Source organism: Methyloceanibacter stevinii (genome assembly GCF_001723355.1).
Lineage (GTDB): Bacteria > Pseudomonadota > Alphaproteobacteria > Rhizobiales > Methyloligellaceae > Methyloceanibacter > Methyloceanibacter stevinii.
Genome location: NZ_LPWE01000013.1, coordinates 136,645 through 153,571 on the forward strand (window position 1 = coordinate 136,645; position 16,927 = coordinate 153,571).

16 protein-coding genes and 1 pseudogene are annotated in these 16,927 nt (G+C 64.1%); 15 read left to right on the plus strand and 2 right to left on the minus strand.

From position 1 onward, the window contains the following. Positions 1–76: 76 nt before the first annotated feature. The 15 genes from AUC70_RS12810 to thiD all read left to right on the plus strand — a co-directional run bounded on the left by AUC70_RS12810 (position 77) and on the right by thiD (position 14,484). Positions 77–1,297, plus strand: coding sequence for an ABC transporter substrate-binding protein (locus tag AUC70_RS12810; RefSeq protein WP_206599385.1), 1,221 nt, complete (start codon positions 77–79; stop codon positions 1,295–1,297). After that, complete coding sequence (locus AUC70_RS17610) at positions 1,297–1,629, plus strand: periplasmic substrate-binding domain-containing protein (RefSeq protein ID WP_206599386.1); 333 nt, start codon at positions 1,297–1,299, stop codon at positions 1,627–1,629. The genes AUC70_RS12810 and AUC70_RS17610 overlap by 1 nt, the downstream gene beginning before the upstream one ends. A gap of 26 nt (positions 1,630–1,655) precedes the next feature. Next, complete coding sequence (locus AUC70_RS12815) at positions 1,656–2,201, plus strand: SRPBCC family protein (RefSeq protein WP_069445223.1); 546 nt, start codon at positions 1,656–1,658, stop codon at positions 2,199–2,201. Between the two features lie 171 nt (positions 2,202–2,372). Further along, positions 2,373–2,999: a hypothetical protein gene (locus tag AUC70_RS12820; protein WP_069445224.1), complete on the plus strand. Its 627-nt coding sequence runs from the start codon at positions 2,373–2,375 to the stop codon at positions 2,997–2,999. 185 nt (positions 3,000–3,184) lie between these two features. Next, entirely contained in the window at positions 3,185–4,036 is an 852-nt protein-coding gene (locus AUC70_RS12825) for an ABC transporter permease (RefSeq protein WP_206599387.1), read from the plus strand. Further along, on the plus strand, positions 4,033–4,953 hold the full coding sequence (locus AUC70_RS12830) for an ABC transporter permease (protein WP_069445225.1): 921 nt from the start codon (positions 4,033–4,035) through the stop codon (positions 4,951–4,953). The genes AUC70_RS12825 and AUC70_RS12830 overlap by 4 nt, the downstream gene beginning before the upstream one ends. 210 nt (positions 4,954–5,163) lie before the next feature. After that, positions 5,164–6,066 (plus strand): class II fructose-bisphosphatase family protein, encoded by a 903-nt coding sequence (locus AUC70_RS12835; protein WP_206599388.1) that lies wholly within the window; start codon positions 5,164–5,166, stop codon positions 6,064–6,066. 127 nt (positions 6,067–6,193) lie between these two features. Beyond that, positions 6,194–7,132, plus strand: coding sequence for a phosphoribulokinase (locus AUC70_RS12840; RefSeq protein ID WP_069445226.1), 939 nt, complete (start codon positions 6,194–6,196; stop codon positions 7,130–7,132). Between the two features lie 41 nt (positions 7,133–7,173). Beyond that, complete coding sequence (tkt, locus tag AUC70_RS12845) at positions 7,174–9,171, plus strand: transketolase (protein ID WP_069445227.1); 1,998 nt, start codon at positions 7,174–7,176, stop codon at positions 9,169–9,171. Positions 9,172–9,200: 29 nt separating this feature from the next. Beyond that, entirely contained in the window at positions 9,201–10,214 is a 1,014-nt protein-coding gene (gap, locus tag AUC70_RS12850) for a type I glyceraldehyde-3-phosphate dehydrogenase (RefSeq protein ID WP_069445228.1), read from the plus strand. Positions 10,215–10,228: 14 nt separating this feature from the next. Then, positions 10,229–11,467, plus strand: coding sequence for a phosphoglycerate kinase (locus AUC70_RS12855; protein ID WP_193427325.1), 1,239 nt, complete (start codon positions 10,229–10,231; stop codon positions 11,465–11,467). Between the two features lie 2 nt (positions 11,468–11,469). Then, entirely contained in the window at positions 11,470–12,141 is a 672-nt protein-coding gene (rpe, locus tag AUC70_RS12860) for a ribulose-phosphate 3-epimerase (protein ID WP_069445229.1), read from the plus strand. Beyond that, positions 12,141–12,827: an HAD-IA family hydrolase gene (locus tag AUC70_RS12865; protein ID WP_069445230.1), complete on the plus strand. Its 687-nt coding sequence runs from the start codon at positions 12,141–12,143 to the stop codon at positions 12,825–12,827. Before rpe ends, AUC70_RS12865 begins: the two co-directional genes overlap by 1 nt. Before the next feature lie 9 nt (positions 12,828–12,836). Next, the gene (locus AUC70_RS12870; RefSeq protein ID WP_069445231.1) at positions 12,837–13,571 is read left to right on the plus strand and encodes a cytochrome c biogenesis CcdA family protein; all 735 of its coding nucleotides are present in this window, start codon (positions 12,837–12,839) and stop codon (positions 13,569–13,571) included. A gap of 91 nt (positions 13,572–13,662) precedes the next feature. Beyond that, on the plus strand, positions 13,663–14,484 hold the full coding sequence (gene thiD, locus AUC70_RS12875; protein WP_069445232.1) for a bifunctional hydroxymethylpyrimidine kinase/phosphomethylpyrimidine kinase: 822 nt from the start codon (positions 13,663–13,665) through the stop codon (positions 14,482–14,484). A gap of 8 nt (positions 14,485–14,492) precedes the next feature. On the opposite strand, the pseudogene AUC70_RS12880 reads toward thiD, so the two are convergent. Together AUC70_RS12880 and AUC70_RS12885 are read right to left on the minus strand one after the other, a co-directional pair. Further along, a pseudogene (locus tag AUC70_RS12880) lies at positions 14,493–15,337 on the minus strand (fumarylacetoacetate hydrolase family protein). Between the two features lie 654 nt (positions 15,338–15,991). Next, the gene (locus AUC70_RS12885) at positions 15,992–16,870 is read right to left on the minus strand and encodes a fructosamine kinase family protein (RefSeq protein ID WP_069445233.1); all 879 of its coding nucleotides are present in this window, start codon (positions 16,868–16,870) and stop codon (positions 15,992–15,994) included. Between the last annotated feature and the right edge of the window lie 57 nt (positions 16,871–16,927).

Sequence of the window (16,927 nt, forward strand, 5' to 3'; positions counted from 1 at the left end):
CCTTTGGCGGCCAAAATGCCGCTCAAATCGTTTTCGTCTGGACGGGATGCGCCGAGTTGGGCGAAAAATCGCATCCATGACCCGCTTTCTGATGATCTTTCTCGTGGCGCTTTTGGGATGCGCCACGATCGCGACTGCCGAGGGCAAGACGCTTCGGATGGCCTACGACGCCGATCCGACCTCGCTCGACCCCCATGAGCAGCTCGCCAGCGCGACGCTGCAGCTCTCGCATCTTGTGTTCGATCCGCTGGTGCGGCGCCGCCAGGACAACTCGTTCGAGCCGCGCCTTGCGGAAAGCTGGGAGCAGGTCGACGACGTCACCCTGCGCTTCCATTTGCGGGACGGGGTGACGTTTCACTCGGGCCGCAAGATGACCGCGGACGACGTGGTCTGGACTTTCGAGCGCCTCAAGAAGAGTCCAGATTTCAAAGCGTTGTACGAGCCTTTTGAATCAGCAAAGGCAGTCGATGCGCACACGGTCGACATCGTCACCAAGGCGCCGTATCCGCTCACGCTCAATCTGGCCACCTACATCTTCCCCATGGACCGCGAGTTCTATTCAGGGACCGACGAGAACGGCCGGCCGAAGGATGCGGTGGTGAAACACGGGTCGTCTTTCGCGTCGTCCCACATCAGTGGGACGGGGCCGTTTCGCGTGACGAAGCGCGAGCAAGGTATCCGGCTCGAGCTCAAGCGCGTCGACGACTATTGGGACAAGGACTCGCCGGGCAACGTGGACAAGATCGTGCTGACGCCGATCAAGGAGCCCGCGACCCGGGTCGCCGCGCTTCTTGCCAGTGACGTGGATTTCATCGCGCCCGTTCCGCCCACGGACTTCAAGCGCTTGGAAGCGGCGTCCTGCTGCACGCTTGTGACCATGCCATCGACCCGGATTTTGACCTTCCAGCTGAACCAGGATCGCGTCGAGGCGTTCAAGGACCCGCGCGTCCGCAAGGCCATGAGCTATGCCATCAACCGGGAAGGGATCGCCAAGAAGATCATGCGCGGCTTCGCAACGCCCGCCGGGCAGGTCAGCCCCGAAGGTTATGCGGGACACGATCCGGGTCTGACGCCTCCTTATGACATCGAGAAGGCCAAGGCGCTGATGAAGGAAGCCGGGTACGAGGACGGCTTCTCGGTGACCGTGATCGCGCCCAACAATCGTTACGTGGGTGATGCCCGCATCGCCGAGGCGGTCGCCGCCATGCTGGCCAAGATCAACATCAAGGTCGACCTGCAAACCATGCCGAGGCGCAGTATTGGCAGCGCTTCGACCAGCGCGACGGCGATATCCTGATGATCGGCTGGCAGTCCGATACGCAAGACTCGGCGAATTTCTACGAGTTCCTGGCCATGACGCCGGACGCCAAGACCGGATACGGCCAATACAACGCGGGCGACTATTCGAACGCCGAAGTGGACCGGCTCACGATGCAGACGCAGACGATGACGGATCCTGAAGCCCGCGCCGAGGTCCTCAAGCAGATCGAGCGGATACTTGCCGACGATGCGGCGCTGCTGCCTATTCAATGGCAGCACCTTGCGTGGGCCGCGCGCAAGAATGTGAATATCGAGCCCATCGTGAATGCCATAGACATGCCCTATCTTGCGGACCTCGTGATCGACTAGGTCGCGCCTTCTGGGGAGGATTGGTGATGTTCAAGAAAATTCTGCTCGTGCTCTTGGTGCTGATCGGCGCCTTTGCGATCTACGTCGCGCTCCAGCCCGACGAGTACAGGGTCGAACGCTCGGTGACCGTCGCCGCACCGGCGGGCGCGGTCTTTGGGAACGTCGACAATCTGCGCAACTGGGAGGCGTGGTCGCCTTGGGCGAAGCTCGACCCCGATGCCAAGGTCGCGTTCGAAGGACCCGAGGCAGGGAAGGGCGCCGCGATGACCTGGGACGGCGACGACAATGTGGGGGCCGGCAAGATGACCATCGTCGAAAGCGAGCCCGACAAGGCCGTCAACATCCAGGTGACGTTCACCCGGCCGTTCGAAGGCGGCACGAATTCGGATTTCAGCTTCACGCCCAAAGCCAACCAGACAGGGAGCGACCAAACCGAGGTCACCTGGGCGATGCATGGCACGCACAACTTCATGGAGAAGGCGTTCTGCGTCGTCTTCAATGGGCTCGGCATGATGGGCAACGACATCGACAAGGGCCTGTCCCAACTGAAGTCCGTTTCGGAGCAGTCCTGAACCAGACTTCGACCGTGGCCACTGCGGTCCAGGTCAATTGGTCTGATATCGGCGCCTAGGCTATAGTTGCATCATGTGGTTCGCCGAAGCGCGCATCCCCGCGCGGGCGGCTACGAGCGGCAACGGCTTAGGGGGGCGCGGCAGCGACATTGGCATTGCCCGCTAAAGGTAATGGTTTGGGATTTCCTGAAGGACGACACCCAGCCGCGGTTGCCCAATCGCGCGCGTGTCGTTCTGACCATGGCCTTGGTTGGAATCCTGACCGGTCTGATCTCGAGCCTGCCATCGCCATTGCCGTCCATTCGCCTCGAGGAAGACGGGCTGATCCTCAACACGGCGAGCAGCCCGCTCCATGCGGGCCTTGCCTTCGCGATCGGTATTGCCGTCTGCATGTGGGCCTGGGTGTCGCGCGAGGTGGGCAAGTGTCTGCTGACTGCTGTGCTGGTCTTCCTCGGCTGGCTGGCAGCCGTGAACACGGCCAACGACCTCTATCAATTCCTGATCGGTTCGGGTGCGTTCGGCTCCGAGACCGGAGCGAAGGCGACACGCGAAGCTTCCGGACTCATTATCGGGGGCGTGGTGGCCGGTGCTGTCGGGGCGGGCCTGTCGGCTTTCGGCGCCGGAATTCCGGCGGCGGCGATCCGCCGGCCCCAAAATTGGGGGCTGATCGTTCTTGCGGGCGCGGTGGCGGGCATCATGCTGTACCCGGCGGCCGTGCTGCGCATGCCGCATGTGATGTTCGTGCCGTGGCAAGCCTTGGTGGCGGCGTCCATCGGCTTTGGTTTGACGCGGCGTTGAGCGGTTTCCACTCGGCGCAGCGCCCCGATCCGGGAGCGCGCCAAAATGGATAGTCTGCTTTCGGCCCTAGCATTCCTCGCGCGGCGGCTCGTTCAGGCCCTTCTCGTCATGCTGGCGATCCTGGTTATCGCCTTTGCGGTACGCGAGAGCTTGGCGATCCGATCCGCGAGTTCACGGGGCAGGTGGTGTCGGAGTCGGAGCGCGCCGAGTTGCGCAAGGAGTTGGGTCTCGACCGCCCGTGGCCCGTCCAGTTTGCCGACTATCTCGGCCGGGCCGCCCACGGGGACCTCGGCACCTCCTTCATCTACAAGAAGCCGACTGTCGATGTGGTGCTGGCCAAGTTTCCGGCGAGCTTCGAATTGGTGCTGGGCGCGAGCCTGATCGTGCTGCTCTTCTGCGTCCCGGCCGGCGTCTACTGCGCCGTCCGTCCCAACCGGCTTGGCGCCAGGCTGGTTCTGGGCTTAAGCGTGCTCGGGATCTCGATCCCCGTGTTTCTCACCGGCATCGTGCTCATCACGGTGTTCTCCGTCTGGCTCGGGTGGCTGCCAGCGTTCGGGCGCGGCCAGACCGTCGCCATCGGGCCCTGGACCACCGGGGTCCTCACGCTCGACGGCCTGGAGCACCTCCTGCTGCCGGCGCTCACGCTCTCCTCGATCATGCTGCCGCTGTTCGTCCGGCTGGTACGCAGCGCCATGCTCGGCGAGCTGGGGCATGACTATGTGCGCACCGCCTGGGCCAAAGGAGCCTCGCCCTTGCGCGTCTGGATCGTCCATGCGCTGCGCAACGCGCTGCTGCCGCTGGTGGCGGTCGGCGGTCTGCAAGTCGGCACGCTGGTCGCCTATACGCTCCTGACCGAGACCGTGTTCCAGTGGCCCGGCATGGGCTTTCTGTTTCTCGAGGCGGTGACGCGCTCCGACATTCCCCTGATCACGACCTATCTTGTGCTCGTCGGATTGCTGTTCGTCGTGGTGAATACGCTGGTCGACCTTCTGAGCCTGGCGCTCGACCCCCGCGTCAGCCTGGAGGGGGCACGATGAGCGTGTCTCCCGCCGCGGCTGGCACAAACGGTGTGCTGGCCTTCACCCGAGGGCGGCCAGGCGTCGGCCTTGCCTTCATCGTGCTGGTCGTCATCGCGGCGGCTGCCTTGTTGGCGCCGGTGATCGCGCCCCAGGACCCATTCGACCTTGCCGGGTTCGACATTCTGGATGCCGAACTGCCCCCGGCCTGGCTGGAAGGGGGCGAGGCCCGCTTTCCGCTGGGGACCGATGCGCAAGGCCGCGATCTCCTCAGCGCCATCCTTTACGGCGCCCGCATCTCGCTCGTGATCGGCGTTCTGGCGGTGCTGATCCAGGCCGTGATCGGCGTGACCTTGGGGCTGCTTGCGGGCTATTTCGGGGGGCGCACTGATGCCGTCGTGACGCGCTTGGCCGATATCCAACTCGCCCTGTCGACCCTCATGATGGCCATCGTCGCCATGGCGCTGGTTCGCGCCGGGCTCGGCGGCGCGGCGCTCAGCGTCTTCGCGGTGCCGCTGCTAGTGGTCGTGATCGGCCTCGCGGAATGGCCCATTTTCGCCCGCACGACCCGCGCCGCGGTGCTGGTCGAGGCCACCAAGGATTACGTGCGTGCGGCCCGGGCGGTGGGCGACACCGATTGGACCATCTTGCGCCGCCACATCCTCCCCAACAGCCTCTCTCCCTTGATCATCGTGGCCACCACGCAAGTCGCCGGCGCGATCATGGCCGAGGCGGCCTTGTCTTTTCTCGGGCTCGGCATGCCGGTCACGAAGCCGTCGCTCGGCACGCTGATCCGCTCCGGCTACGATCTCATGTTCGCCGGGAGCTGGTGGGTCACGGTTCTACCCGGCCTGGTTCTCATCGCCGTGCTGATCTCGATCAACGTCCTGGGGGACGGCTTACGCGATTGGCTGGATCCGCGCCGCCATTCGGTCTGATCCTCCGCCCAAATGAAGGGCAAAACGGCCAAAGCGCTTGATAATTTGGGCTACGGCGACCCATAAGATATACAGGGGCGCGAGCCTAGTCGCCCGGGGAGTGGCGCCATGGGGCGGCCCGGATACGCGTCCGGGCGCCCTGCGTACGGCAGAACCCCCAAAAGCAGAGCCCTGAGAGCAGAGCCTCGAAGGCACCGCGGAGGAGACGTCATGGAGACCCCGAGCCCGGCCAATCCGGATCTCATTTTTGCTTTGCGCCGCGTGACCGAGGGCGCAGCCTGCGCGGCCTTCAACTGGATCGGCCGAGGCGACGCGGACGATGGCGGCAATGCGGCGCTGGAAGCCATGCGCGCCGCGCTCGGGGAGATCGACGTCGACGCGGTGGTCGTCATCGGCGAGGCCACGGCGGGCGAAGCCCCGCAGCCGCACCGCGGCGAGCGCCTGGGACGCCCCGGCGCGGCCTTCAAGGCCGATATCGCCGTCGATCCGGTCGAGGGCACCAGCTACCTCGTCCGCGGCCTCACCAACGCTTTGGCGGTTTTGGCTGTCGCGCCGCGCGGCGCCATGATGGACCCAGGCCCCGCCTTCTACATGGAGAAGTTCGTGGCCGCAGCGCCCGCGCGCGGCAAGATCGACCCGTCCTGGCCAACGGCAAAGAAGCTTGAGGAACTCGCGAAGGTCCTGGGCAAGGATATCTACGATCTGAACGTCTTCGTTCTGGAGAAACCCCGTCACCGCGAGCTCGTGAACGAGATCTTGGCCGCAGGCGCCCGCGTGGCGATGTATCCGGCAGGCGACGTGGCCGGCGCGCTTATGGCGGCCGTTCCGGGTTCGTCGATCGATGCGCTGATGGGGACGGGAGGAACGCCGGAGGGCATCATGTCCGCCTGCGCCGTCCGTGCCATCGGCGGTGAGTTCCTGGCCCGGTTCGATCCTCAGCTCCAAACGGAGACGCAGGCCGTGCACGATGCCGGCATCGACACCACGCGCTGGTACCAGCGCGACGAACTCATAACCTCGGACGATGTGTTCTTTTGCGCGACGGGCATCACCACGGGCCTATGCTCGAAGGCGTGGAGCGCGGAAAATCGCACTATAAAGTGCAGACAATGATGATAACCGGTGCGACGGGCGAACGGCAGATCATGACGAGCTATCTGCCGACCGACCGCCTTGCGAGTGTGGCGGCTCGCGACGTCGCCTAATAAGCCATAACGGTTGGAGACGCCTGGGAAGGGATATGCCCAAGCGAGTAGATCATCCGATCATCCTCGGAATCGTGGGTGATTCTGCGTCTGGAAAGACGACCTTGTCGGCCGGAGTCGCACAGATTCTGGGTGAGGAGCATTGCTCGGTCTTTTGCACGGACGACTACCACTGCTATTCCCGGAAGGAGCGGAACGACGCGGGTCTTTCCGCCCTCGACCCCCGCGCGAATTACATCGACGTTCTCGAGCAGCACCTGCGGCTCTTGCGCAAGGGCGAGCCGGTCCTGAAGCCCGTTTATTGCCACCACGACGGGACACTAGGGCGTCCGCGCTATTTCAGACCGACCGAGTTCGTGATTGTCGAAGGCCTGCTCGGCTATAGCACGCGCGCCATGCGGGACTGCTACGACGTCAAAATATACCTCGATCCGGTCGACGACCTGAGGATCAAATGGAAGATCCACCGGGACACGACGAAGCGGAACTACAGGCTGGAGGACGTTGTCGCCTCGCTCGAAAGGCGAAAGCGCGACAGCTCGAAATTCATCCATCCGCAGCGCACCTTCGCCGATATCGTCATCCGGTTCCTGCCGCCCCAGGAGGTGGACGACACCGATACCCATCTCAGCGTGCGGCATCTTTTGCGGCCCACATTGCCGCACCCGGACTTCTCGCCGCTGTTCGACGGCAGCAGCAATGCGGGCCTGCATCTCGAGCTCGCGCGCGATAGGGATGGAAAACCCGTCGACGTACTTGAGATCAACGGCAATATCTCCGACAAGAGAGCCGAGCGGATCGAGGATCTGCTCTGGAATCTCATCCCGGAGGCGGGTCACTTGCGCGACCAGGTCGGTCGTATCGATATCGCCAACGGAGCCAATGGCGCGCGTAAGAGCCACCCGCTGGCGCTGACCCAGCTTCTCGTGGGCTATCACGCGGTCAAGGCGGCGATGGGCGTTCGCGCTTACTAGGCGTTGGACGCGTCACAACAACACGGGGCTAGGGGCCATCGATGCAGGATCAGGCAGTGGCGGATGTGACACATAAGGACATGGCGAACGCTATCCGGGCGCTCGCCATGGATGCTGTGCAGAAGGCGAATTCCGGCCACCCCGGCATGCCCATGGGCATGGCCGATGTCGCCACGGTCCTGTTCACGCAATTTCTGAAATTCGACGCCGCCCATCCCGAGTGGCCGGACCGGGACCGCTTCGTGCTCTCGGCGGGCCACGGGTCGATGCTGCTTTATGCGCTGCTCTATCTGACCGGCTATCCGGACATGGATATCGGAGAGATCGAGCGCTTCCGCCAGCTTGGCGCGCGCACCGCCGGCCACCCCGAATACGGCCATGCGCCCGGCATCGAGACGACAACGGGCCCGCTGGGGCAGGGGATCGGCAACGCGGTGGGAATGGCGCTCGCGGAGCGTCTGCAGAACGCCCATTACGGCGACGACATCGTCAGCCACTTCACCTATTGCCTGGCCGGCGACGGTTGCCTGATGGAAGGCATTAGCCAGGAGGCGATCTCTTTCGCCGGACATTTGAAGCTCGGCCGCTTGATCGTCCTTTTCGACGACAATCAGATTTCGATCGACGGATCGACGGACCTCGCGGTCAGCGACGATCAGTTGCAGCGCTTCGGCGCCTCCGGTTGGCACACGGCGGCCGTGGACGGTCACGATGCGGAAGCGGTGGCGCTCGCCATCGAGAATGCGCGCAACGTCACCGATCAACCCTCCATTATCGCCTGCCGGACCGTGATCGGCTACGGCGCGCCCAACAAGCAGGGCACGTCCTCCACCCACGGCTCGCCGCTGGGCGATGAGGAGATCGCCGGCGCGCGCGAAGCGCTGGGCTGGCCGCATCCCCCGTTCGTGGTGCCGGACGAGATCCTCGCCGTGTGGCGCGAGGCGGGCCAGCGCAACCGGGCGGCGTTCGATCGCTGGACGGAAGCGGCCGGAAAACTGGATGCGGACGAACGCACCCATCTCGTCGACCCCGTGGATACGAAGGTGGCCGCGGCCATCTCCGAGGCCGTTGCCGGCATCAAGGCCGATTTCGCCGCCGAAGGTGCGAAGCTCGCCACGCGGCAATCCTCGCAGAAAGTGCTCGAGCGCCTCGTTCCCGTCGTGCCGGGTCTGGTTGGCGGTTCGGCGGACCTCACCGGTTCTGTCGGTACACTGACGAAACAGCACGGCATCGTGAAGACGGGCGACTTTTCCGGGAACTACATTCACTACGGCGTGCGCGAGCACGCCATGGGCGCGGCTATGAACGGCATGGCCCTTCACGGGGGGATCGTGCCCTATTCGGGAACCTTCCTGGTGTTCTCCGACTACTGCCGTCCCGCGATCCGGCTTTCGGCGCTGATGGAGCAGCGTGTGGTCTATGTGATGACCCATGATTCCATCGGGCTCGGCGAGGACGGTCCGACGCACCAGCCGGTCGAGCAATTGGCCGCGCTCAGGGCCATCCCCAATCTCAACGTGATGCGCCCGGCCGACTCGGTGGAATGCGCCGAGTGCTGGGACATCGCGCTCAAGTCCAAGTCCTCGCCCGCGATCATGACACTGACGCGCCAAGGTCTGCCACTGCTGCGGACGGCGCCCACCAACGAGAACCTCTGCGCCAAGGGGGCATACGTCCTAATCGAGCCAGACGGCGCGCGCGACGTCACGTTGCTTGCAACTGGTTCGGAAGTCTCGCTGGCCGTCGAGGCGGCGAAGCTCCTGGGCGGTGAGGGGGTCAACGCCGCGGTCGTGTCCATGCCCTGTTGGGAGCTGTTCGAAGCTCAGGAGCCCGCTTACAAGGACGCCGTCCTGGGATCGGCGCCGCGCGTGGGCGTGGAGGCAGCTGTCGAGTTCGGCTGGCAGGAATGGCTGGGCCCGAAGGGGGCCTTCGTCGGGATGCGCGGATTTGGTGCTTCCGCCCCGGCTGGAGAACTCTATAAGCATTTCGGTATCACGCCCGAGGCCGTTGCGGCCGCGGCGCGCGAGCTCATTGTTTAAGTCATAGATACGTAAAGGGTAGGGAGGTTATGGCCACACCACGCGTTGCCATTAATGGATTTGGCCGGATCGGCCGTTTGACGTTCCGGGCCTTCATGGAGGCCGGCCGCGACGATCTCGACTTCGTGGCGATCAACGATCTCGGCTCTGCCGATATGAACGCGTTGCTGCTCGAGTACGATACCGTGCACGGCAAGTTCCCGGGCGAGATCTCCGTGGACGGCAGCAGCCTCCGCGTCAATGGCAAGGACGTCGCGGTTCTGGCCGAGCCCGATCCCGAGCAACTGCCGTGGGACGAGCTTGGCGTCGACATCGTCATGGAATGCACCGGCCGCTTCACCAAGCGCGAAGCCGCCGCTCAGCACCTGAAGGCAGGCGCGAAGCGCGTGCTCGTCTCCGCACCGTGCTCGGGCGCCGATCTCACCGTCGTATATGGCGTCAACGACCAGAAGCTCACTGAGGCCGACGTCGTCGTGTCCAACGCGTCCTGCACCACCAACTGCCTCGCCCCCGTGGCCGAAGTCCTGCACAAGTTGGTCGGCATCGAGCGTGGCTATATGACCACGATCCACGCGTATACGGGCGATCAGCGGACGGTGGATACGCTCCACAAGGATCCGCGCCGCGCCCGTGCGAGCGCCGCGAACCTGATCCCGACCTCGACCGGTGCGGCGAAGGCGGTTGGCCTTGTCCTGCCCGATCTCGAAGGCAAGCTCGACGGCGCATCGATCCGCGTGCCCGTACCGAATGTCAGTCTCGTCGACCTCACGTTCCAGGCGGGCCGTAAGACCAGCGCGGATGAGATCAACGAAGCCATGGCGGAAGCTGCATCCAAGGCGCCGCTGCTCGGTGTGCTCGGCATCAACGACAAGCCGCTGGTGTCGTCGGACTTCAATCACAGCCCGCTCAGCTCCGTGTTCGACGCGACCGGCACCCAGGTGATCGACGGCACGTTCTGCCGCGTCGTCGCCTGGTACGACAACGAATGGGGCTTCTCCAATCGCATGAGCGACACCGCCGTCGCGATGGGACGCTTGCTATGACGTCAGGGAACGGCATGGCGGACATCGACCTCGCCAGCATCAAGACCACCGACGGGCTTGATGTGGCGGGGAAGCGTGTCCTCGTCCGTGCCGATCTCAACGTTCCCGTCGAGGATGGGGCCGTCGCGGACGCGACGCGCATCGAGCGCGTCCTGCCGACGATCGAAGCCCTGCGGAAAGCCGGAGCGAAAGTCGTTCTGATGTCGCACTTCGGCCGTCCCAAGGGCGAGCGCTCACCCGAGACCTCATTGAAGCCGGTCGCTGCGAAGCTCACCGAGCTTCTGGGTACGGACGTCCTGTTCCTCGATGACTGCATCGGCCCTGAGGTCGAGGCCGGGATCGCGTCGCTCAAAGACGGCGATGTCGTGCTGCTCGAGAACCTGCGCTATCACGCCGGCGAGACCAAAAACGACATCGGCTTCGCCAAACAACTCGCGGCCCTTGGCGACATCTATGTGGACGATGCGTTCTCCTGCGCCCATCGCGCGCATGCCTCCGTCGAGGCCATTGCGCGTCTCATGCCTGCCTATGCGGGGATGGCGATGATGGCGGAAATCGATGCTCTGAGTGCCGCGCTGGAATACCCGAAGCGCCCCGTGATGGCCGTGGTCGGCGGTGCCAAAGTCTCCACGAAAATCGAAGTGCTGACCAACCTGGCGCAGCGCATGGACATGATCGTGGTGGGCGGCGGCATGGCCAACACCTTCCTCTTCGCCGACGGTATCGACGTGGGCAAGTCTCTGTGCGAGCCGGACTTTGCCGACACCGTCAAGGAGATCACGGAGAAGGCCAAGGCGTCCGGTTGCGAGATCGTGCTGCCCGTCGACGTGGTGGTCGCGAACAGTCTGGCCGAGGATGTCGAAACATCCGTGTGCGGTGTCGATGAGATTCCGGCCGACGCGCTAGCACTGGATCAAGGACCGAAAAGCGTCGATCTGCTGATCGAAAAGCTCGAAGGCGCTCACACAGTTCTTTGGAACGGCCCGCTCGGCGCGTTCGAGATCGCGCCCTTTGGCGCGGCGACCTTTGCGCTTGCGACAGAGGCGGGCGCCCGGACGAAAGCCGGAAAACTCATTTCTGTCGCCGGCGGCGGCGACACTGTGCGCGCGCTCAACATGGCGGGCGCGGCGGACAACTTCACCTATATCTCGACGGCCGGTGGGGCCTTCCTCGAGTGGCTCGCCGGCGAGCAATTGCCGGGCGTCGCCGTTCTGGCAGACGGCGCAACGCCGCCCCAATCGGCGGTGGCGTGACCATGCCGGGCGAGATCGTCATCGCACCGTCGATCCTGTCGGCTGATTTCGCCAAGCTCGGCGCAGAAGTCGAGGCGATCGACCGGGACGGATGCGATTGGGTCCATCTCGATGTGATGGACGGTCACTTCGTGCCGAACATCACATTCGGTCCGGATGTCGTCGCCGCGCTTCGTCCGCACTCTGACAAGGTTTTCGACACGCATCTGATGATCGCACCGTGCGATCCCTATCTCGAGGCGTTCGCGAAGGCCGGTTCCGACATCATCACGGTGCATGCGGAAGCGGGTCCCCATCTCGACCGTTCGCTGCAGCACATCCGCAGCCTCGGCAAGAAGGCGGGTGTGAGCCTGACGCCGTCCACGCCGGAGAGCGCCATCGAGTACGTACTCGACAAGCTCGACCTCGTTCTGGTGATGACCGTCAATCCGGGCTTCGGCGGACAGACCTTCATCCCCGCGCAGCTCGAAAAGATACGCGCCATCCGCAAGATGATCGGAGAACGTCCGATCCATCTGGAAGTCGATGGCGGTGTGAATGTCGACACGGCCGGGCTCGTCGCCGAGGCCGGCGCCGATGCGCTCGTGGCGGGCTCCGCCGTATTCAAGGACGGCGACTACGCGAAGAACATCGCGGCCATCCGCGCAGCCGCCAAAGCGGGCGTCGCCGCCTGATGTCACACCTCCAGCCGTGCCAAGCCGTCATCTTTGATCTCGACGGCACGCTTGCGGACACGGTGGGGGACCTTACGCTGGCCATCGAGAGAACATTGGCCGATTTCGGCCTGCCGCCCCATCCCGAGGATGTGGTCCAGGGCATGGTGGGAAACGGTCTCAGGAAACTGGTCGATCGCGCCTTCGCCGAGCATGGCGTGACGCTCGACGATGCGGAACACAAGAAGGCCTTCGCGCGCCTGCTTGTGCACTACAGCGACGATCCCTTCGAGAACTCAAAACTGTACCCTGGCGTCCGTGAGACGCTCGAGCGGCTCAACGCGGCGGATATCGAGTGCGCGGTGCTGACCAACAAGATGGAGCCGATCGCCCACGATGTCCTCGAGGGGCTCGGCATCGCCGGACTGTTCAAGGTGGTGCACGGCGAAAAGGATGGGCGTCCGCGCAAACCTGATCCCGCCAGCGCTCTCGAGCTCGTCCAGGTGCTCGGCACGGCGCCGGAGACGACGCTCCTCGTGGGCGACAGCCAGACCGATCTGAAAACGGCGCGCGCGGCCGGGCTGCGGTCGGTCCTGGTCTCGTATGGTTACTCCACGGTCCCGGTGGCGACGCTCGAACCGGACGCCGTCATCAACCATCTTCACGACTTGGTGGGCGGTCTTGCTCTTGCCCCGGAAGCGGACTAGCACAGGCTCATGGACGTCACCTATTACGGCGCGCTTCTGGCAGGCTTTCTGAGTTTTCTCAGCCCATGCGTCCTGCCACTGGTTCCGCCTTATCTCTGCTTCCTCGGCGGCACCACGTTCGACCAGCTCACGGGCGAAGACGAAACCCCGGCCCATGTCTACCAGACGGTGGTCTTGTCCTCCGTCGCCTTCGTGCTGGGCTTCACGACGGTCTTCGTGATTCTCGGCGCTACGGCGACGGCATTGGGGCAGATCGTGGTGACCAATCTGCCGATCCTGTCGAAGATCGCGGGCGTCGTGATCATCATCGCCGGCCTGCATTTCCTCGGGGTGATCCATATCCCCATTCTCCATCGCGAAGCGCGCTACCACGCCGATACGCGTCCTGCGGGCCTGTTCGGCGCCTATGTCATCGGCCTTGCCTTCGCCTTCGGCTGGACGCCGTGCATCGGCCCCGTTCTCGGCGCGATTCTGGCGGTGGCGGCGGGCGGGTCGACCGTCAGCAAAGGCGTGAGCCTGCTGTTCGTCTATTCGCTGGGGCTCGGCATTCCCTTCATCCTGGCCGCCGTGGCGGTCAAGCCGTTCATGAAGGCCCTCGGGCGCTTCAAGAAGCATTTGGGGAAGGTCGAGAAGATCATGGGCGGCCTTCTCGTCTTGACCGGCATCCTCTTCCTGACGGACTCCATGACACTCATCGCAGGCTGGATCCTGCAGGCCTTCCCGTCTTTGGCGACGATTGGCTGACCTGTCTGGGCAGACGCCGCCAGCGTCCAGCGTGGAAACCTGCGCCAGGGCGGCGCGCGGCACTCACTGACTTCCGGGGACCACAAACAAGATGACAGCAGACAGAACCCTGATCGCACTCACCGTGGCCGGTTCGGACTCATCGGGCGGTGCGGGCATCCAAGCCGATCTGAAGACCTTCTCCGCGCTGGGCGTCTATGGCGCGAGCGCGATCACGGCGCTGACGGCACAGAACACGCTTGGCGTCGACGATGTCATGGCCGTGCCGCCGGAGTTCGTGCTGGCGCAGATGCAATCTGTCGCGCGCGATCTCGATGTCGGGGCCATCAAGATCGGGATGCTGGCCACGGCCGAGACGGTCGAGGCGGTGGCGACGGGCCTCGACCTCTTCGAAGACGTTCCCGTCGTGCTCGACCCCGTCATGGTGTCGACCAGCGGCGATCTGTTGCTCGATGAAGATGCGGTCGGCGTGCTGCGAGACCGGCTCCTGCCGCGCGCGACCGTCGTCACGCCCAATCTTGCGGAGTGTGCGGCCTTGCTTGGAGAGCCGCCGGAGAGCCGGGAGCAGATGATGGAAGGCCGCGCGGAGAGGCTGCGGGCTCTTGGGGCGGACGCGGTGCTACTGACCGGCGGCGAATCCATGGCCGAGACGGCGCTCGACATTTTCGCCGATGCGAACGGCGTTCTAAGGATCGAGGCCCCCCGCCACGAGACCCGAAATACACATGGCACCGGCTGCACCCTGTCCTCGGCAATTGCCGCGGAGCTCGCCAAGGGTGAGACCGTTGAAAAGGCCGTCAAGCTTGCCAAGATGTACGTCACGGCGGCGATCATCGCCGCGGACGAGATTCATGTGGGGCAGGGCGCCGGGCCGCTGCACCACTTCCACGCCCTCTGGCAGAAGCCGGAGTAGGGTGCCGCCTAGCTTTCGGCGACCACGACCGAGTGTTGTTCGCCGAGGCCTCCGATGCGCAGCACCATGTCGTCGCCCGGCTGAGGAACACGCGCGGGTTCCGCGCCATGCCCACGCCTGGCGGCGTGCCCGTGACGACGACGTCGCCGGGAACCAGCGTCATGTATTTGCTGATATAGCTGACGAGTTCGGCCACGGAGAAGATCATGGTCGAGGTATTGCCCGTCTGCATGCGCTCGCCGTTGAGATCCATGGTGAGATCGAGATTCTGCGGATCGGCAATCTCATCCGACGTGACGAGCCACGGACCGAGCGGGCCGAATGTCTCGTAGCTTTTGGCCTTGATCCATTCACCCGGACCGCCCTTCTGCAGGCTGCGCTCGGAAACGTCGTTGCCGATGCAATAGCCGGCCACATAGTCGAGCGCGGTCTCGACGGGCACACGCTTCGCGGTGCTGCCGATGACGAAGCCGAGCTCGACCTCGTAGTCCATGCGCTTGAAGTCCGCGGGCGCCAATACCTGATCGTTGGGACCGCAGATCGAAGAGGTCGCCTTCACGAAGACGATGGGCACTTCGGGGATTGGCAGGCCGGTCTCTTCCGCATGGTCGCGGTAGTTCAACCCGATGCCGAAGAACTTGCGGACATTGCCGACCGGTGCGCCGAGACGGGTATTGCCGTCGACGAGCGGCAGGGACTTCGGATCGATCTCGCGCAGGCGCTGCAGACCTGCCGGCGTGAGGACCTCGTCCGCAATGTCGTCCACGCCGCCGGACAGGTCGCGAATGGCGCCATTGGCATCCAGAATGCCGGGCTTTTCCTGCCCGAGTTCACCAAACCGTACGAGCTTCATCGTCTCCCCCGCGAGAATGTTTGGGGCATGATGCACATGGCGTTGAGCCGCGCAACGCCGGGAACGCGAATTTCTTCGCCGCCACGAGCCTCATCGATAGGGACGATTGAAGGCCGCCCAAACGTCCGCAAAAAGCTCTTCGTGGCCGGCTCGTCGGAGGCCGTTGCGCATTTGCCACAAGACCGTCGAAAGATTTCCCGCTCGAGCGCATTCATGAGCCCCCGGCAGCAACACAATCCGGAGAGTGGCGACCCAGCGGCGCATTTGCGATAAATGTATAACACATTGAAGTATAAGATGAAAATACGATCATGGATGTGCCCGAAGCGGGCCTCTTGCATTTCCGCAACACTGCGACAGCGAAGTGCATTCAGGGTGCTTCGCTTTGTTGAAGCGCCGCGCCGCCCTGGGATAGCTTTGCATCACACCACGGGGGACGGGCTGGGGGGCCTTCTTCTCCTGAAGAAGAACGAAGCGGGTGACACCGCGAGGAATTCGAGCGACGGCTCGGGAACATAATGGGGGGGCGAGTCGAGACCTCATGAAGGCTTTACGCCTTCAGCTTTCGGCTCGTTCGCAGGGAGACCGGCCCGGCTTTGCCCGGGCCGGTTCTTTTTTGCCCAATAGCGATCGTCGCTGCCGCAACCCTCGAGCTCAGACGCCGAGCTTCGCCAGGATCCGCTCGATAGCCGCGACATAGCCGCCGCCGAACAGCCGGACATGCACGAGCGTCGGGTAGAGATTGTAGATGTCTCGCCGCAGTTCGTGAAAGCCGGGCTCTAGAGGCAAAACCTCCTCATAGGCCTCGAAGAAGGCGCGCCCGAACGTCCCGAACATGGTGGTGAAAGCCAGCTCGATCTCGGGATGTCCGTAATAGATTGCCGGATCGACGAACCCGGCGATGCGATCGCCCTTGACCAGCACATTGCCTGTCCAAAGGTCGCCATGGAGAAGGCTTGGATGGGTAGGCTCGGCGAGATACTCGCCGAGAACGGCCGCAAGCCGCTCGATCCGGCCGTAGAGGGGGAGGGGCAGGCTGCCTTCGTCGCGCGCGGCCTGCGCCATATGGAGCAGGCGATGGTCGCGGAAGAAGGGCAGCCACTTTTCACTCAGAGGGTTCGGCTGATGCAACGGGCCGATCAGCGTGTCGTAGGCAAACCCGAACCGATCGCGCGGCGTGACATGAAGTTGTGCGATCAGCGTCGCCGCGTGGCGCTCCACAGCGGGCGTAATGGACCCGCCGTCATTGTCGATGAAGTCCATCACCAGGAGATCGGACTCGGCCGCATAGACGTGCGGCACGGGCAGGTCCGACAGGCGCGCCAGATCGGCAAGCATGGCGCCCTCGAGTGCAAGGCTAGGTCCGCGCGTCGAATCGTTTGTGCGCGCTTTGACGGCGACAAGGCGTCCATCGCTCAGTGTGGCCACTAATCCGGTCAAACCGAAGCCGGCCGAAAGGGGAGCGCGCGACACCACGCTGGTGCCGAGAATCGTGTCCAGGCGATGGTTTAGCGGGGCGTCGGGATCGTCCATTTCAACTGCGGTTTTTGGTCGTACACAGATCGTGCGCGATGTCACAACGCTGATACA